Here is a 17,493-nt window from a genome sequence, read left to right on the forward strand (position 1 = left end):
GGCCGCCCGTAAGCCTTGAGGCGGGCCCTTGTGCCCGGGGCCGGCTCAGCCTTCGTACAGGATCCGCTCCACCACCGCGCGGGCCCGGCGGGTGCGGCGGCGGTAGTCGTCCAGCATGTCGCCGACGTGGCCCGAGGCGTGGCCGAGGTAGCGGGCGACGGCGGCCAGTTCGCGGCTGTCGCCGGGGAAGGTGTCGCCGGGCCGGCCGCGCACCAGCATGACGGCGTTGCGCACCCGGGTGGCCAGCACCCACGCCTCGTCCAGCACCTGGGCGTCCGCGGCGTCGACGAGCCCCTCGGCGCGGGCGGCGGCGAGCGCCGGGCGGGTGCCGGTGGTGCGCAGCGACGGCAGCCGGGCGGCGTGCCGCAGCTGGAGCACCTGGACGGTCCACTCGATGTCGGACAGCCCGCCGCGGCCGAGTTTGGCGTGGATGGTGCGGTCGGCGCCGCGCGGGATCCGCTCGGACTCCATGCGCGCCTTCAGCCGCCGGATCTCGCGCACCTCGTCCTCGCCCAGGCCCCCGCTCGGGTAGCGCAGCGGGTCGATCAGCGCGATGAACCGCTCCCCCAGCCCCCGGTCGCCGGCCACGGGCTCGGCCCGCAGCAGCGCCTGGCTCTCCCATCCCAGCGACCAGCGCCGGTAGTACGCCTCGTACGAGGCCAGGGTGCGCACCAGCGGCCCGCTCTTGCCCTCCGGGCGCAGGTCGGCGTCCACCAGCAGCGGCGGGTCCGAGGTGGGGATCTGCAGCAGGCGGCGCATCTCGTTGGCCACCGCGAGGGCGGCCCGGCCGGCCTCCTCGGGGTCGGCGCCCTCCAGCGGCTCGTGCACGAACATGACGTCGGCGTCCGAGCCGTAGGCCATCTCCCGGCCGCCGAGCCGGCCCATGCCGATGACCGCGAAGCGGGTGGGCAGCGGGTGGGCGTCGCCGCCGGTCACCGCGTTGACCGCGGCCCGCAGCGCGCCGGCCAGGGTCGCGGCGGTGAGCGCGTACACCGCGGCGCCGACCCGGTCGGCGATGGCGCCGGGGTCGACCGGGCCGCCCCCGCCGGAGCCCTCGGCCCGGGAGGTGCCCTCCGCGTCGTCGCCGAAGGTGTCGATGAGGTCGCCGGCGGCGGTACGGAACAGCTCGCGCCGCCGTACCCCCCGTGCCGCGGCGATGGCCTGTTCCGGGGTCCCGGCGCGGTCCACGGCGGCCAGCACCTCCTGTTCCAGCGCGGCCTGGTCGCGGGGGGCCAGGCCGCCCGGGGCGCCGAGCATCGCGACCGCCTCGGGGGCGCGCATCAGCAGGTCGGGGGCGAGCCGGCCGGAGGACAGCACCCGGGCGAGCCGCTGCGCCGCGGCGCCCTCGTCGCGCAGCAGCCGCAGGTACCAGGGGGTCTTGCCGAGCGCTTCCGAGACCTTGCGGAAGCCCAGCAGCCCGGCGTCGGGGTCGGCGGAGTCGGCGAACCAGCCGAGCAGCACCGGCAGCAGGGTGCGCTGGATGGCCGCGGCGCGGCTGACGCCGCTGGCCAGCGCCTCCAGGTGGCGCATCGCGGCGGCCGGGTCGCCGTAGCCGAGGGCCTGCAGCCGGGTCCTGGCGGCGTCCGTGCTCAGCCGGGTGTCGCCGCCGAGCTGGGCGACGGCGTCCAGCAGCGGCCGGTAGAAGAGCTTCTCGTGCAGCCGCCGCACCTCCATGGCGTGCCGGCGCCAGTCCCGGTTCAGGTCGGCGACCGGGTCGGCGCGCAGGCCCAGGCCCCGGCCGAGCCGGCGCAGGTCGTCCTCGTCCTGCGGGACGAGGTGGGTGCGGCGCAGCTTGTGCAGCTGGATGCGGTGCTCCATCAGCCGCAGGAAGCGGTAGGCGTCGTCCAGGGCGGCGGCGTCGGCGCGGCCCACGTACCCGCCGGCTGCCAGGTCCGCGAGGGCGGTCAGCGTGGTCGGGCTGCGCAGCGAGGAGTCGGTGCGGCCGTGCACGAGTTGCAGCAGCTGGACGGCGAACTCCACGTCGCGCAGGCCGCCGGGCCCCAGCTTCAGCTCGCGGTCCACTTGGGCGGCGGGGATGTTCTCCACGACCCTGCGGCGCATCTGCTGCACGTCGCCGACGAAGTGCTCCCGGTCGGCGGCCTCCCAGACCATGGGGTGGATCGCGGCCATGTACTCGGCGCCGAGCGCGGCGTCCCCCGCCACCGGCCGCGCCTTGACCAGGGCCTGGAACTCCCAGGTCTTGGCCCATCGCTTGTAGTACGCGAGGTGGCTGGCCAGGGTGCGCACCAGGGGGCCGTTCTTCCCCTCGGGCCGCAGGTTGGCGTCCACCAGCCAGATGGTGCCCTCGGCGGTGGAGTCCGAGCAGATCCGCATCATGCGGGCGGCCAGGCGGGTGGCGGCCTGCAGGGCCGCGCCCTCGTCGCCGTACTCGCCCGTCTTGCCCGCCTCGCCCACCTCGCCTGCCTCGGGCGCCTCGGGCGCCTCGGCGACGAAGATGACGTCGACGTCGGAGACGTAGTTCAGCTCCCGGCCGCCGCACTTGCCCATGCCGATGACCGCCAGCCGGCAGGCCCGCGCGTCCTGCGGCCGCTCCTCGGCCGCGATCGCCAGCGCGGCGCGCAGGGTGGCCGTGGCGAGGTCGGCGAGTTCCGCCGCGGTGCGGACCAGGTCGCTGGTGCCGCACACGTCGCGGGCCGCTATCCCGAGCAGGCACCTGCGGTAGGCGGCCCGCAGCGCGTCGGGGTCGCGGGCGTCGCGCAGCCCGCGCTCGAACTCCTCGACGCCGGGGTGCAGATCGTCCGATTCGTAGGTGACGAGGGCGTGCCAGTCGCGCGGGTGCCGGGCCAGGTGGTCGCCGAGCGCCTCGGACGCCCCCAGGACGCCCAGCAGCCGGTCGCGCAGGGGTTTCGCGGTGGTGACCGTGTCGAGCAGGGTGCGGCGCTCGGCCTCCTCCAGCTCCTCGACGAGCCGTACGAGCGCGCGCAGCGCCTGGTCGGGGTCGGCGGTCGCGCCCAGGGCGTCCAGCAGGACGGGGTCGCCGCGCACCCCCGTCAGCACCGGGGAGCCGAGCAGTTCCTCGGCCGCCGCGGGGTCCGTGAAGCCGTGCCGGAGCAGCCTGGTGAAGGTGCTGCTGCGGCGCCCCTGCGGCAAGGTCATGGGCCCTCCGTCCCGCTCCGGTTCGCCGTCCCGGCGGCTGACCCGAGATTAACCGCCGGGTGCGCCGCGGGCCAAAGGGGGGACGGGGGGCGCGAAGGAGCGGCGGCCCCCGTGCACCGCGCCGACGGGCCACTGCGTGCGACGGCCGGGTCACGCACCGCACCCAATCGTTTGGCGGCCGTTCACCGGGGCACGGTGCCCGGCGAGGCCGGCCGACTCTACGGTTTGGCATGCACACCGCATGCGGCAAGGCACCGCGGGTGGCGACACCGCACGCGGCACCGCGCGCACACCGTCCGAGCCAGCTCCTCACACCCACCGGAGGTCAGAAGTGTTCGGCTGGACCACGACCCACCGCCGTACCGCGCTCGTCTCCTCGCTCGGCCTCGCCGCCGCGTCCGCCGGCGTCTGGGCAGGCCTCGGCGGCCAGGCACAAGCGGCCGGCGCCGTGCCCACCCCCGACCACACCGTCGTGGTGGTCATGGAGAACCACGCCTACAACCAGGTGATCGGCAGCTCCAGCGCCCCGTACATCAACAACACCCTCAAGGCGGGCGGCGCCAACCTGACGCAGAGCTACGCCATCACCCACCCGAGCCAGCCGAACTACTACGACCTGTTCTCCGGCTCGAACCAGGGCGTCACCACCGACGGCTGCGTCACGCCGGGCTTCAGCTCGGCGGCGAACCTCGGCTCCGAGGTGCTCGCGGCCGGCGGGACCTGGGACAGCTACAACGAGAGCCTGCCGAGCCAGGGCTCCACCGTGTGCACCAGCGGCGAGTACGCGCGCAAGCACAACCCGTGGTTCGGCTTCAGCAACGTGCCGACCTCGACCGCGAAGACGTTCGCGCAGTTCCCGACCGACTTCTCCACGCTGCCGAAGATGAGCTTCGTCATCCCCAACCTGTGCGACGACATGCACGACTGCTCGGTGAAGACCGGCGACACGTGGCTGCAGAACAACCTGGGCGCCTACGCCACCTGGGCGAAGACCCACAACAGCCTGCTGGTCGTGACCTGGGACGAGGACGACTCGGGCAGCTCCAACCACATCGCCACGGTCCTGTACGGGCAGCCGGTCACCCCGGGCAGTTCCACCGGCACCAAGTACACCCACTACAACGTGCTGCGCACGCTGGAGGACCTGGCGGGCACCTCGACGCACGCCGGCCAGGCCGCGTCCTCGGCCGACATCAGCGGGATCTGGGCCGGCTGACGGCGCGGACCGCCGGGGAGGGCTTCGGCGGGGCCTGATCGCCGCCCCGCCGGACGTCCTCCGCCATGGCCCGCAGCTCGCCCTCCGGCCACCGCCCGGCGACGCCCGGGCAGCGCGCGAGGTGGCCGGCGACGGCCGCCGGGTCCCAGGGGCCGGCCTCCAGCAGGCCGGCCACCAGGTGGCGCAGATACGCCACGGAGGGCGCGGCGGCGGCCACGTCGGCCATCCGCCAGGGCGCGGTCAGGGTGAGCAGCGGGTGGCCGTCGAGGCGGCCGGGGCACACCACCGTCTCGTACCGCCCAGGGCCGAGCACCTGGCGGCCGGTGGCCAGCGCCTCGGTGAGGTCCAGGTCGGCGCCGGGCGTCCCGTACATCTCCTGGGCGGCGAGGTCGGCGAACTGCCCGGCCGTGACGAGGTGCGCCCGGGCCGGCGCCGTGCCGGGCGCGAGCGGGTCGTAGAAGGCCCGGCCGCCGCCCCACACGGGCGAGTGCGTGGCGAAGTAGACCGCGCCGGGCAGCTCCACCGCCGCCGTGCCCTCGGGCGGCGAGGCGTCCCGGCACCCGGCGTACACCCGCGCACCGCCCTCCGGCCGCCCGCCCGCCAGGTAACAGGCGAGGCGGGCGCCGTGCATGTTCGACCCGTAGGCGGCGTACCAGACCCGCACGCGGCTTCCCTCAGAGATTCGGCAGGTTCTTGCGCAGCTCGAACGCGGTGACCTCGCTCCGGTACTCCTCCCATTCCTGCTTCTTGTTGCGCAGGAAGAAGTCGAAGACGTGCTCGCCCAGGGTCTCGGCGACCAGTTCGCTGCGTTCCATCAGCTCGATGGCCTCGCCCAGGTTCTGCGGGAGGGGTTCGATGCCCAGGGCGCGGCGCTCGGCGTCGGACAGGGCCCACACGTCGTCGTCGGCGCCGGCCGGCAGTTCGTAGCCCTCCTGGATGCCCTTCATGCCGGCCGCGAGCAGCACCGCGTACGCCAGGTAGGGGTTGGCGCCGGAGTCCAGGGAGCGGACCTCGACCCGCGTGGAGCCGGTCTTGCCCGGCTTGTACATCGGCACGCGGATGAGCGCCGAACGGTTGTTGTGGCCCCAGCAGATGTACGAGGGGGCCTCGCCGCCGGCGCCCGCGGTGCGCTGCGAGCCGCCCCAGATGCGCTTGTAGGAGTTGACCCACTGGTTGGTGACCGCGGAGATCTCGCCGGCGTGCGCCAGCAGGCCCGCGATGAACGACCGGCCGACCTTGGAGAGCTGGTACTCGGCGCCGGACTCGTAGAAGGCGTTGCGGTCGCCCTCGAACAGTGACAGGTGGGAGTGCATGCCGGAGCCGGGGTGCTCGGAGAACGGCTTGGGCATGAACGTGGCGTGCACGCCCTGCTCCAGGGCGACCTGCTTCATCACCAGCCGGAAGGTCATGATGTTGTCGGCGGTGGACAGCGCGTCGGCGTACCGCAGGTCGATCTCCTGCTGGCCGGGGGCGCCCTCGTGGTGCGAGAACTCCACCGAGATGCCCATCGACTCCAGCATGGTGATGGCCTGGCGGCGGAAGTCCATGCCGACGTTCTGCGGGGTGTGGTCGAAGTAGCCGGAGTTGTCGGCGGGGGTGGGCGCGGTGCCGTCCAGTGGCTTGTCGCGCAGCAGGTAGAACTCGATCTCGGGGTGCGTGTAGAAGGTGAACCCCAGGTCGGAGGTCTTGGCCAGGGCGCGCTTGAGGACGTAGCGCGGGTCGGCGTAGGAGGGCGAGCCGTCGGGCATCAGGATGTCGCAGAACATCCGGGCGGTGCCGGGGGCCTCCGCGCGCCAGGGCAGCACCTGGAAGGTCCCGGGGTCGGGCTTGGCGATCATGTCGGACTCGTAGACCCGGGCGAAGCCCTCGATGGCCGAGCCGTCGAAGCCGATGCCCTCGTCAAAGGCCTGTTCGAGCTCGGCGGGGGCGACGGCGACCGACTTCAGGTAGCCGAGCACGTCGGTGAACCACAGCCGCACGAAGCGGATGTCCCGCTCCTCCAGGGTGCGGAGCACGAACTCCTGCTGCTTGTCCATATCGCCAGATCCATCCATCCTTGCCGGTCAGGCACCTCGGTCCCCCGTCGCGAAGGGCGCCGCGGGATCACGAGCAGCATTGCACCACACCGTTACGCCCGCGTTGCCGGCGACGATGGCTCCCCGTGCCGCTGCTCACCCCCATAGTGCCGGTCATGGGTGTCCGGGCGCGAGCGCCGGCCGCGCCGGTACGGGCCGCACGGCCGGAACGCGCCGGTACGAGCCGGTACGGGCCGGGGCACGGCGGCCGAGATCGGCCGAGGTCAGGAGAAGGTGTCGATGGACGCGATCTTCCACGTGCCGTCCTGTTCGACGGCGTCCACCGCGAACATCGCCGCCGCGTACGCGGTGTCGCCGGCGGAGCCCTTGGCGGTGCCGGTGTTGCGCTGGTCCGCGTAGAGCAGCAGACGGGCCCGGTCGCCGTCGATCATTTCCACACCCGCGTCGGTGACGGTCGTGGTCAGTACGGTTTTACGGGCGGCGGCCTGGGCCTTGACCCGCGCGATCATGCTCGCGTACTGCCGCACCGCCCGCCCGGTCAGCACCTTGGCGGCGGCCTTGTCGGTCCGCGCCGTGTCCGCGTAGTCGTAGGAGAAGACGGCGTCGACCGCCTGGCTGACGCTGCCCTTCACCTCGCTGGTGCGGGTGTTGTCGGTGAGCGCGGTGTTGCGGTCGGCGAGCGAGCCGCGCAGGTCGGAGGCCCTGCCCGCGGCCCAGGCCGCGAAGCCGCCGAGCAGCACGGTGAGCAGGGCGAGGACGGCGACGGCGACGGCGGCGGGCGTGAGGTACGCGGCCGGGCGCCACCGGCGGGCCGGGCCGGAGGCCACCGGCTCGGGCGGGGCGCCGGAGCCTGCGGCCCCGGGCGCCGCAGTGGCGCGTGGGGACCGGGCGCGGGCCGGGACCGCGGCCCTGGAGGCGCCCGCGGCCGGGCGGTCGCCGCGTACGGTGCGCGCGCCCGGCGCGGCGGAGAGCGCGGCGAGCCTGCGGCGGCGGTTGATCAGGTGGCGGGTGGTGGACATGGCGGCGGCGGTCCTCTCGGCGGTGCCTCAGTGGCCGGCGGTGGGCTGCGGGGTGGCGGGCGGCGTGTCCGCCGTGGTCCCGGTGGAGGCCGCGCTGTCGCCCAGCGGTGCCTGGCCGAGGGCGCTCAGTTTCCAGCCGGCGGGGGTGCGGGTCAGTTCGCCGAGCAGGCGGCTCTCCTTGACGGCCGGCTTGCCGCCCGGGGCCGTCACGGTGATCCGCAGCGCGACCATGACGGCGGCGCGGCCGGTCCTGGTGTCCAGTTCGGTCACCGCGCCCGACAGCACCTTTGCGGTGCTCACCGTGCCCGCCTGCCGTACCTGCCTGGCGAAGTCGGCGCGGCCCTGGACGAGTTGGGTGTGCAGGTCGCCGGTGGTGGAGCTCTCCCAGACGTCCAGGCCGCGGTCCACGTCGTCGTGGTCGAGGGTGTTGAGGTTCTGCACGGCCTGCTCGCCCGAGGCCAGGACGGTGTCCCGGGTACGGGCGAAGGCCGCGTCGCCGTCGTGGGCGGCGCCGTACCAGGACCAGCCGGTCAGGGCGGCGGCCACCACCGCCGCCGTGAACAGCGCGAGGGCGGCGGCGAGCACCGGATTCCGGGTCGCAGCGGTGGCGAGGCGTGTCATGGTCCCTCCTACCGGGCCTGAAGTTCGGTGATCCGCCAGTGCCCGCCTTCCAGGCGCGCGGTGACCGACAGCTGCGCGGCGGCGCCGGTGACCGGGCCGCCCGCCCGCTGGGCGCTCTGGTCGAGGAAGACCAGCAGCCGCGCCCGGTCGGCGTTGAGGAAGACCACGCCGGCGCGTACCACCCGGGTGGTCAGCGTCAGCCGCTGGGCGGCCACCTCGCCCCGTATCCGCGCGAACAGCGCGCGGTACTGCCGCGCCGCCGTACCGCCCAGCACCTGGTCCGCGGCCTGGGCGGTGGACTGGGTGCCGTCCGGGGTGTAGGCGAAGATGCGGCTCAGCGCGCTGCTCACGTCCCCGGTGACCTGGTCGGTCGCGGCGGCGTCGGTCAGCGCCCTGTTCCCGCTCGCCGCCGGGTCGCGCGCCGCGAGCCCGGCCCCGAACAGCCCCGCCCCGGCCAGCGCGAGGGCCGTGACGCAGGCGGCCGCGGCGATCCGCCGCCCCGTCAGCCGCCGCCCCGTCAGCCGCCGTGCCGGCCCCCGTACCAGCCTCCGTGCCGGCCCCTGCGTCGGCCGCCGTGCCGGCTCACGTGTCCGCCGGAGTGTGGGCCATCGCGTCCCCCGCCGTGGCGGCGGGTGGCCGTCCGCCGCGTCCCGTACGGGCGCGCCCGCGGCCTCCCCGGCATCGGCCCCCGCGGCACTCGCGGCACTCGCGGCGTCGGCGTCGGTGTCAGCCGCGTCCACCGCCTCCACCGCGTCCGTCGCCTCCACCGCGTTCTCGTCGACCGTGCTCAATGCGTCTCCTCCTCAGCTCGCGCCGCCGGCCGGGACCGCGGTGAGGGCGGTGAGCTTCCAGCCCCGCGGGGTACGGGCCAAGGTGGCCTCGAAGCGTTTGCGGTCCGTCGCGGGCGCGCCGGTGCGGGGGGTCGTGCGGACCTCCGCGGTCGCGATGAGCCGGGCCGTGCCCGCGCGGGTGTCGAGTTCGGTGACGGCGGCGTCGGTGACGGTGCCCCGGGTGGAGGCGCCGGACCGCCGCAGCGAGGTCTCGTCGGCGGTGTGCGTACGGGCGAGGGTGTCGTGCAGCGGGCCGGTGGTGACGGCGAGCCACGTGCCGAGGTCGCGGCCGAGGTGACCGGAGTCCACGGTGGTGAGCGCGGCGATGTCCCGCCGGCCGTCGCCGAGGGCCGCGTCCCGCGCCTTCGCGTACCGCAGGTCGCCGTCGCCGCGGACGTGGACGAAGGTCCAGCCTCCCAGCGTGCACACCAGGGCGGCGAGCGCCCAGGCGGTGGCCCACAGCGCGCCGGCGCGGCGCCGGGGCGTCACCGGGCCGCTCCCGGGTCGAGGAGGCCGGCCAGGCCCCCGGGCGCGGACCGGGGCAGCGAGGGCAGGCCGAGCGCGCCGGGCAGGGCGTCGGCCGCGGCGGCCCCGGGGTCGCGGGCTCCGTCGGCGTACGTCCCGGTGGGCAGTACGGAGCCGGGTACGGCGGGGTCGGGCACGCCGCCGGAGGGGGCGTGCGCGGAGCCGCGGACGTCGACGTCACTGGAGGCAGGGGCGGTGCAGCGCGCGGCGGTGTTCAGGGCGGTGGCCGGCGCGCTGGTGTCCAGGCCGTTGCGGTAGACCGTCCCGCCGTATCCGGAGGTGCACGGCAGCGGCGAGAAGAAGGTGACCGCCATGCCGAGGTGCACCCCGTCGCGGTCCACCGCGGTGGACCCGGCGGAGACGACGGCGGGGGTCCTGACCAGGAATTCCTGGATGCCGTGCTGCCGGGTGACGGCGATGTCGGACGTGGTGAGGAGGTTGGCCAGGACGACGCTGAGGGACGGGCCCGTGTCGCGCAGCAGCGCGGCGACCTGCTCGGCCGCGTCCGGCGCGGTGGTGATGAGGCGGCGCAGGTCGGTGTCGGAGTCGTCGAGCCGGGCGGCGAGGAGGCGGGCGCTGGTGGCGAACGACCGGATGGCGGCGCCCTCGTCGGCCTGGGTGCGCAGGACCGTACGCCCGTCGGTCACGAGGTTCAGGTCGGTGGGCAGGTTGGTGTCGGCGGCCGTGACGAAGCGTCCGCCGGAGTCCAGCAGCGACTGAAGGTTGCCGGCCTGGCCGTCGAAGGCCTGGCCGAGTTCGTCGACCACGGTCCGCAGGCTGTCCAGCGGTACGGAGGCGGTCAGGTCGTCGACGCTGGTGAGCATGTCGGTGACCGGCGCCGGCACCTGGGTGTCGCGGCGGCCGATGCGTGAACCGTCGTGCAGGTACGGGCCGTTGTCGGTGCCGGGCCGCAGGTCGATGTACTCCTCGCCGACGGCGGACAGGTCGGCGACCGTCGCGGTGAGCCGTTCGGGGATGCGCGGTGCGGAGTCGCGGATCCGCAAGGAGGCCTCGACGCCGTCGTCGGTGAGCCGGACGGCGCCGACGCGGCCGACCGACACGCCCCGGTAGGTGACGTCGGCGTGCTCGAACAGGCCGCCGGCGTCGGGGAGTTCGGCGGTGACGGTGTAGTAGCCGCGCAGGCCCGCGTACCGGCCGAGGTCGGCGTACCTGACGCCGATGTACCCGAGGACGAGGACGGCGAGGACGAGGAAGGCGATGTTCTTCACGATCGCGGACCTGGGCAGCATCAGCGGCCTCCCGTCGCGGTGACCGAGGGCAGCGGAAGCGGGAGGGAACCGTGGCCGCGGGCGCCGGCGCCGCCCTTCATCGCGTCGGGCGGCGGGGTCGGGGCGGGGCCCGGGTCGGGGTAGACGCTGTCGCCGGGCAGCAGGGCGGGGATGACGCGGGTGCCGGGCGCGGCGGTCAGGTCGAGGTAGACGTTCAGGTAGTCCCCCTTGACGCCGTTCAGCACCTCGTCGGTGAACGGGTAGGTCAGCAGGACCTGCAGCGAGTCGGGCAGGTCCTTGCCGGCGTCGGCGAGCCGCCGCAGGGTGGGGGCGAGCGAGCGCAGGTCGGCGACCATGTCGTCCTTGCTCCGGTTGACGGTGTCCACGGCCACGCCGGACAGGGTGTCCAGCGAGCGCAGCATGGTGACCAGCGACCCCCGTTGCTGGTCCAGCACCTTCAGCCCGGGGCTGAGCGTGGTGAGCACCGTGCCGATCTGCTGGTCGCGGGCGGCCAGGGTGGCCGAGAGCCGGTCCATGCCGTCGAGGGCGTCGGTGATGTCCTGCCGGTGGGTGTTGAGGTCGGTGACCAGGGTGTCCACCCGGGTGAGCAGGTCGCGGATCCGCGGCTCGTTGCCGCCGAGGGCCTTGTTCAGTTCGGTGCTGATGGTCCTCAACTGCTGGATGCCGCCGCCGTTCAGCAGCATCGACAGCGCGCCGAGTACCTCCTCGACCTCCGGGTCGCGGTCGGTGCGGCCGATCGGGATCACGCCTGTGCCGCGCAGGTCGCCGCCGGCGGGTTCCCCCGCGGGCGGGGCGGACAGCTGCACGTACTTCTCGCCGAGCAGGCTCGACTGCTCCAGGCGGGCGTAGGCGTTGGCGGGCAGGTGGACCTTGCCGTTGACCTTCATCGTGACGACGGCGGACCAGCCGTCGGGGGCCAGGCCGATGCGGGTGACCCGCCCGACGGCCACGTCGTTGACCCGCACCGAGGCCTGCGGGACGAGGTCGAGCACGTCGGCGAAGGTGGCCCGGACGGTGTAGGGGTGGGCGCCGAGGTTCGCGCCGCCGGGCAGCGGGATGTCCTGCACGCCGCCGAAGGAGCAGCCGGTCAGGAGGAGCGCGGTCAGTGCGCTGCCGGCCGCGAGGGCGGGTTTCCTCATCGGGTCCCGCCTTTCGCCGTGGCCGGTCCGCTGCCGTAGACGGTGCCGACCGCCGGAAGCGGCAGCGGGAGGGCCGCGGAGGGGCGCGTGACCGGTGCGAGTCCCGCGGGTGCCTGTCCCGCGGGCGTTTCCTGGGGGGCGGCCGTGGCGGGTGCCGGTGCGGTCGCCGTCGTACCAGACGTCGTGCCAGCCGTCGTACCAGCCGTCGTCTCCCCAGCCGTCGTACGCGCCGTCGTACTCGCCGTGACCGGGTACGAGCCCGGGTCCAGCTCGTTGATGTCGGCGCGGCCGGTGAGGGTGCCGTTCGCCGGATCGTAGGCGCGCAGGAGGTTGTCGGCGGCCAGCGGGGCGGTGTCGAGGAGTTCGGCGAGGGAGGCGCGCTGGTCCACCAGGGTCTGCGTGATCGGGGCGAGCGCGTCGACACTCGTCTTGAGGCGGGTGCGGTTGTCCTGGATGAACGTCTTCACCCGGCCCAGGGCGACGGACAGTTGGCGCAGGGCGCCGCCGAGGTCGTCGCGGTCGTCGGCGAGGAAGCCGGTGACGGTGGAGAGCTTGTCGGCGGCGGTGCGTACCCGGGTGTCGTTGTCCTTGAGCATGGCGGTGAACGTCTGGAGGTACGACAGGGTCGCGAACAGGTCGTCGTGGTGGCCGTCCAGGGTGCGGGCGGCCCGGCCGAGCTGGGCGATGCTGTCGCCGATCGGCTTTCCGTTGCCCTTGAGGTCGGCGGCGCCGGTGTCGAGCAGCCGGGACAGGGCGCCGGTGGCGTTCGCGCCCTTCGGGCCGAGGGCGTCGCTGAGCTCGGTGACGCTCCGGTAGAGCTGGTCGATCTCGACGGGGGTGGCGGTGCGGCTCGCCGGTATGACGGCGCCGGAGCGCAGGAAGGGGCCGCCGGTGTACGCGGGGGTGAGCTGGACGCAGCGGTCCGCGACGACGCTGGGGGCGACCACCACGGCTCCGGCGCCCGCGGGGATCTTCACGCCGTGGCGCACGGTGAGGGTGACCTTCACCGTGGTGCCCCGGGGCTGGACCGAGTCGACGGTTCCGACCTTCACGCCGAGGACGCGCAGGTCGGATCCGGCGTACACGCCGACGGTGTGGTCGAAGTACGCGGTGAGGCGGGTGCCGCCCGGCCCGCCGAGGCGGACCAGTCCCGCGGCGAACGCGGCGCCGGCGGCGAGGGCGAGCACGAGCACGGCCGCCAGGGCGCGTCGTACGCCGCGCCGGCCGGTCGCGGCGGCCGTACGCGCCCACAGCCCGGTGCGCGGTCCGGCCGCCGTACGAGCGCGCGGCCCGGTGCGCAGCCGGGCCGCCGTACGAGCGCGCAGCCCGGCGGCGCCGGCCCGCGGGCCCGCCGCCCGTACTCCCAGGTTCGCGGCCCGGACTCGCGGGCCCGACCCGCGGGCGCGGGGGCCCGCCGCTCGGGGCGGTCGGAAGGCGGTCACGAGGTCCCTCCCTTCGCCTTGGGCGGCATGCAGCCGGTGGCCGGGGGCGTCCCGGCCGGCAGGTAGTTCCTGGGCACCAGGCCGCACAGGTAGCTGTCGAACCAGCGGCCGCTGCCGAGGGTGTTGCCGACCAGCCGGTAGTAGGGGCCGGCCAGGGCCAGGGTGCGGTCCAGGCTCGCCTGGTTGGCGCGCAGGACCGCGGTGACCCGGTCGAGGGCGTCGAGGGTGGGGGCCAGTTGCCGCTCGTCGTCGGCGACGAGTCCCTGGAGCTGGGTGCCGAGTTGCTCGGTGCCGGTGAGCAGGCCGTGGATGGCCTCGCGGCGGCTGTTGATCTCGCCGAGCAGGAGGTCGCCGTCGGTGAGCAGGGCCTGGACGCGCCCGCTCTGGTCCGACAGCGTCCGGGTGAGCTGCCTGCTGCCGCTGAACAGGTTCGCGAGCTGCGCGTCGCGGCCGGCGATGGTGCGCGACAGCGACGACAGCCCGGTCGCGGCGGAACGCACCGAGGCCGGGGTGTTCTTGAAGGTGTCGGACACGGCCTGGAAACTCGCCGCGAGCTTGCCGGTGTCGAGGGCGCCGAGCGTCCTGCCGAGCCCGTCGAAGGCCTGCGTCACGTCGTACGGGGAGATGGTGCGGTCGGCCGGGATGCGGCGGCCGGGGTCCTGCGGGCGGCTGCCCAGCGGGTCCACCGCCAGGTACTTGTCGCCGAGCAGGGTCTTGATGCCGATGGCGGCGGTGCTGGCGTCGCCGATCCAGGTGTGCCGGACCCGGAAGACCACCTTGACGCTCGCGCCGTCCAGGGACACCCCTGTGACCTTGCCGACCTTGACGCCGGCCACGCGCACCTCGTCCCCGGACCGCAGTCCGGCCGCCTCGGTGAAGGTGGCGGAGTACGTGGTGCCCGAGGCGGTCAGCGGCAGGGCGTCGGCGTCGTAGGCGATCAGGGACACCAGTGCGAGCAGCGCCAGGCCCACGGCGCCGACAGCGGCCTGGTTGCGTTCGCGCAGCGGCCGGAAGAGCGGCCGGCCGCGGCGGGCGGGGGCACGCAGCCGCAGCCGCGGGCGCCGACTCACAAGTGCACGCGGGCGTGCGCCGGCGCGGGGCAGGAGGCGTCTCATGAGCGGCACCTCGGTTCGTCGACGGTGATGCCGGTGGGCGGCGCGCTGCCGTCGGAGGTGGTCACGCCGGTGACCGTGGCCTGGCACAGGTAGAGGTTGAGCCAGGACCCGTAGGAGGCGAGCCGGCCGACGGCCTGGAGCTTCGCGGGGCTGGTGCGCAGGAACTTCTCCAGCTCGGGGCTGTTGTCCGCGAGGTTGGCGGACACCCGGCCCAGCTGGGTGATGGAGTCCTTCAGCGGCTGCCTCCCGTCCTGCAGGAGCCCGGCGGTGCTGGTGGTCAGCGCGGAGATCGCGGACAGCGACCGGCCGATGGGCTCGCGGTCGGCGGAGAAGCCGCTGACGAGCTGCTGGAGGGTGGTCACCAGGTCGTTCAGGCCCGCCTCGCGGGAGTTGACGGTGCTCAGTACGTCGTTGAGGTTGTCGATGACCTGGCCGATGACCTGGTCCTTGGCGGCCAGGGTGGTGGTCAGGGAGCCGATGTTGCTCAGCAGGCCGTCCACCGTGCCGCCCTCGCCCTGCAGGACCTGGACGATCTCCGTGGCGAGCTGGTTGACCTGGCCGGGCGACAGGCCCTCGAACAATGGCTGGAAGCCGTTGAACAGCTGGGTGAGGTCCAGCGCCGGCGTGGTGCGCCGCACCGGGATGGTGCCGCCGGGCGGCAGGACGCGGCCGACCGGGCCGGTCCCCCGGCCGAGGTCCAGGTAGCGCTGCCCGACCAGGTTGAGGTATTTGATCGTGGCCGTGGCGGAGGCGGGCAGCGTGCGTCCCCGCTGTACGGAGAACCGCACCTGGGCGAGGCGGCGGTCGACGACCTTCACCGAGTCGACCTGGCCGACCTTGACCCCCGCGATCCGCACGCCGTCCCCGGGGTTGAGGCCGGTGGTGTCGGTGAACCGGGCGTAGTAGGCGACGGTGTCGCCGACGTCGGCGCCCGCGATGCTGATCGCCAGGGCCGCGGTGGCCAGCGCGGTGACGACGACGAAGACCAGGGACTTCAGCAGCGGCCCCGCGATGCTGCGGCGTCTCATCGCACCGTCACCTCCGCGCCCCGGAAGACCGGCCCGGTCAGCAGGCCGGTCCAGTCGGGCAGGGACCGCGGCGAGGTGTGCATGCTCGGCGCGAGGAGTTCGTCGAGCAGTTCGTTCTCCTGCGGGGAGTCGGCCGGCGCGGGGGTGCCCCGGCCGGTGTACGGGACGGGGTAGCACTCGGGCCCGCCGGCGGCGTCGTAGACGGGGGTGTCGCGCCCCGGCAGGTACTTGCCCGGCGAGGGCACGGTGGTGAGGTCCACCCGCAGGCCCGGCCGGCCCGTGCCCTTGCCGAGCGCCTTGTCCATGACGGGGACGAAGTCGGCGAGGGTGCGCAGGGTGCAGGGGAAGGAGGGCGCGTAGCGGGCCAGCAGGCCGAGGGTGCCGCGGCTGTCGGCGGTCAGGCGGATGAGGTTGTCCTGGTTCTGCCGCAGGTAGGCGGTCAGGTCCCCGGCGGTGGTGGTGACGGTGCCGTAGAGCGTGCCGAGGCCGGCGCGCTGCTGCGCGAGGGTGCCGCTGGTGCGGGTGAAGTCGGTGAGGGCCCGCACGATGTCGGGCGCGGCTGCGTCGTACACCCGGCTGACGGTGACGAGCTGCTTGATGTCGTCGTCGAGGGCGGGCAGTTCGGGGTCGAGCCGGGTGAGGTAGCGGTCCAGCTCGACGAGGGTGGTGCCGAGCTGGGTGCCGCGGCCGTCCAGGGCGGTGGCGACGGCGTTCAGGGTGGCGGCGAGCTTCTGCGGCTGGACGGCGGTGAGCAGGGGCAGCACGTGGCCGAGGACCTGCTGCAGTTCGACGGCGTCGGCCGAGCGGTCCTGCGGTATGACGGCGTGCGCGCGCAGCGTGGGGCCGCCGGGGACGCGGCTGGCGGCGGGGACGAGGGCGACGAAGCGCTCGCCGAACAGCGTGGTGGGCAGCATCTGGGCGGTGACGTCCGCGGGGATGTGCCGCAGCTGGCCGGGGTCGATGGCCAGGGTGAGGCGGGCGCCGGTGCCGTCGGCGTGGATGGCCGAGACGCGGCCGACGACCACGCCGCGGACTTTCACGTCGGCGCCGGGGTGCATCTCGTTGCCGACGCTCGCGGTCTGCACGGTCACCGTGGCGGAGTCGGTGAACGCCTTGTCGTACACGGCGACCGCGAGCCAGGCCAGCAGGGCCGGTACGAGCAGGAAGACGACGCCCGCGGTCCTGCGGCGGGCGGTGGCGCCGGACGGGCGGCGCGGCGGCGCGGCGGCCGGGGCGGCGGGGCGGGTGCCGGTGGCGGTCATCCGGCGACCCGCACGGTGGTGGTGGCGCCCCACATGGCCAGGCTGAGGAAGAAGTCGGTGAGGGAGATGATCACGATGGCGTTGCGTACCGACCGGCCCACCGCGATGCCGACGCCCGCCGGGCCGCCGCTCGCGGTGTAGCCGTAGTAGCAGTGGGCGAGGATCACGATCACGCTGAAGATCAGCACCTTCAGCCCGGACAGCAGTACGTCCTGGGGGGACAGGAAGAGGCCGAAGTAGTGGTCGTAGGTGCCCGGTGACTGCCCGTTGACCCGGACGGTGACCAGTCGGGAGGCCGCGTAGCTGCTGAGCAGGCCGACCCCGTAGAGCGGGACGATGGCGACGACGCCGGCGACGACACGGGTGCTGACCAGGTACGGCATGCTGCGGATGCCCATCCCCTCAAGGGCGTCCACCTCCTCGTTGATGCGCATGGCGCCGAGCTGGGCGGTGAAGCCGGCCCCGACCGTCGCGGACAGGGCCAGGCCCGCCACCAGGGGGGCTATCTCGCGGGTGTTGAAGTACGCGGAGATGAAGCCGGTGAACGCGGTGGTGCCGAGCTGGTTCATGGCGGCGTAGCCCTGCAGGCCGACGACCGTGCCGGTGGCGAGGGTCATGCCGATCATCACGCCGACGGTGCCGCCGATGACCCCGAGGCCGCCGCTGCCGAAGGCCACCTCGGCGAGCAGGCGCTGCACTTCCTTCCGGTAGCGGCGAAGGGTGCGCGGGATCCACAGGACGGCGGCGATGTGGAAGAGGAAGTGGTCGCCGGTCTCGTCCAGCAGCCGCAGCCAGCGGCCGGCGGCGATCCGGCGGGGGCGGCCGGGGCGCCGGGGGCCCTCGTCGCCCCCGCCCGGCGCCTCGTGGGCGCCTTCCTTGTCCAGCAGGGCCAT

General features: G+C 74.5%; 15 protein-coding genes. 1 reads left to right on the forward strand and 14 read right to left on the reverse strand.

Translation table 11 applies throughout. The features are described 5' to 3' along the window. Nucleotides 1–45 precede the first annotated feature (45 nt). Complete coding sequence (locus K7G61_RS03680) at nt 46–3,117, reverse strand: bifunctional [glutamine synthetase] adenylyltransferase/[glutamine synthetase]-adenylyl-L-tyrosine phosphorylase (RefSeq protein WP_225845099.1); 3,072 nt, start codon at nt 3,115–3,117, stop codon at nt 46–48. A 331-nt stretch (nt 3,118–3,448) separates the two neighbouring features. On the opposite strand from K7G61_RS03680, the gene K7G61_RS03685 reads away from it, so the two are divergent. Next, a complete protein-coding gene (locus tag K7G61_RS03685; RefSeq protein WP_225845100.1) occupies nt 3,449–4,333 on the forward strand; it encodes an alkaline phosphatase family protein in 885 nt (294 codons plus the stop codon). Here the strand turns inward: K7G61_RS03685 and K7G61_RS03690 are convergent. The 13 genes from K7G61_RS03690 to K7G61_RS03750 all read right to left on the reverse strand — a co-directional run bounded on the left by K7G61_RS03690 (nt 4,311) and on the right by K7G61_RS03750 (nt 17,493). Then, the gene (locus K7G61_RS03690; RefSeq protein WP_225845196.1) at nt 4,311–4,964 is read right to left on the reverse strand and encodes a histone deacetylase; all 654 of its coding nucleotides are present in this window, start codon (nt 4,962–4,964) and stop codon (nt 4,311–4,313) included. The genes K7G61_RS03685 and K7G61_RS03690 overlap by 23 nt on opposite strands. 43 nt (nt 4,965–5,007) lie before the next feature. Continuing rightward, complete coding sequence (gene glnA, locus K7G61_RS03695; RefSeq protein WP_225845101.1) at nt 5,008–6,369, reverse strand: type I glutamate--ammonia ligase; 1,362 nt, start codon at nt 6,367–6,369, stop codon at nt 5,008–5,010. Nucleotides 6,370–6,632: 263 nt separating this feature from the next. After that, nucleotides 6,633–7,388, reverse strand: coding sequence for a hypothetical protein (locus K7G61_RS03700; RefSeq protein WP_225845102.1), 756 nt, complete (start codon nt 7,386–7,388; stop codon nt 6,633–6,635). Between the two features lie 27 nt (nt 7,389–7,415). Then, nucleotides 7,416–8,009 (reverse strand): nuclear transport factor 2 family protein, encoded by a 594-nt coding sequence (locus K7G61_RS03705; RefSeq protein WP_225845103.1) that lies wholly within the window; start codon nt 8,007–8,009, stop codon nt 7,416–7,418. 8 nt (nt 8,010–8,017) lie between these two features. Then, nucleotides 8,018–8,800: a hypothetical protein gene (locus K7G61_RS03710; protein ID WP_225845104.1), complete on the reverse strand. Its 783-nt coding sequence runs from the start codon at nt 8,798–8,800 to the stop codon at nt 8,018–8,020. 12 nt (nt 8,801–8,812) lie between these two features. Continuing rightward, nucleotides 8,813–9,328, reverse strand: coding sequence for a hypothetical protein (locus K7G61_RS03715; protein ID WP_225845105.1), 516 nt, complete (start codon nt 9,326–9,328; stop codon nt 8,813–8,815). Further along, nucleotides 9,325–10,614, reverse strand: a complete 1,290-nt coding sequence (locus tag K7G61_RS03720; RefSeq protein ID WP_225845106.1) for an MCE family protein — start codon at nt 10,612–10,614, stop codon at nt 9,325–9,327. The genes K7G61_RS03715 and K7G61_RS03720 overlap by 4 nt, the downstream gene beginning before the upstream one ends. Then, on the reverse strand, nt 10,614–11,753 hold the full coding sequence (locus tag K7G61_RS03725) for an MCE family protein (protein WP_225845107.1): 1,140 nt from the start codon (nt 11,751–11,753) through the stop codon (nt 10,614–10,616). The genes K7G61_RS03720 and K7G61_RS03725 overlap by 1 nt, the downstream gene beginning before the upstream one ends. Next, entirely contained in the window at nt 11,750–12,955 is a 1,206-nt protein-coding gene (locus K7G61_RS03730) for an MCE family protein (RefSeq protein WP_263983872.1), read from the reverse strand. Before K7G61_RS03730 ends, K7G61_RS03725 begins: the two co-directional genes overlap by 4 nt. Nucleotides 12,956–13,191: 236 nt before the next feature. Continuing rightward, nucleotides 13,192–14,310, reverse strand: coding sequence for an MCE family protein (locus K7G61_RS03735; RefSeq protein WP_374204040.1), 1,119 nt, complete (start codon nt 14,308–14,310; stop codon nt 13,192–13,194). Continuing rightward, entirely contained in the window at nt 14,307–15,338 is a 1,032-nt protein-coding gene (locus K7G61_RS03740; RefSeq protein ID WP_225845108.1) for an MCE family protein, read from the reverse strand. Before K7G61_RS03740 ends, K7G61_RS03735 begins: the two co-directional genes overlap by 4 nt. Then, nucleotides 15,335–16,600 carry an MCE family protein gene (locus tag K7G61_RS03745; protein ID WP_225845109.1) on the reverse strand — a complete coding sequence of 422 codons (1,266 nt, stop codon included), beginning with the start codon at nt 16,598–16,600 and terminating at the stop codon, nt 15,335–15,337. The genes K7G61_RS03740 and K7G61_RS03745 overlap by 4 nt, the downstream gene beginning before the upstream one ends. After that, nucleotides 16,597–17,493, reverse strand: a complete 897-nt coding sequence (locus tag K7G61_RS03750) for an ABC transporter permease (RefSeq protein ID WP_225845110.1) — start codon at nt 17,491–17,493, stop codon at nt 16,597–16,599. The genes K7G61_RS03745 and K7G61_RS03750 overlap by 4 nt, the downstream gene beginning before the upstream one ends.

The organism is Streptomyces sp. HPF1205, from assembly GCF_020400825.1.
In the GTDB taxonomy this organism is placed as follows: Bacteria; Actinomycetota; Actinomycetes; order Streptomycetales; family Streptomycetaceae; genus Actinacidiphila.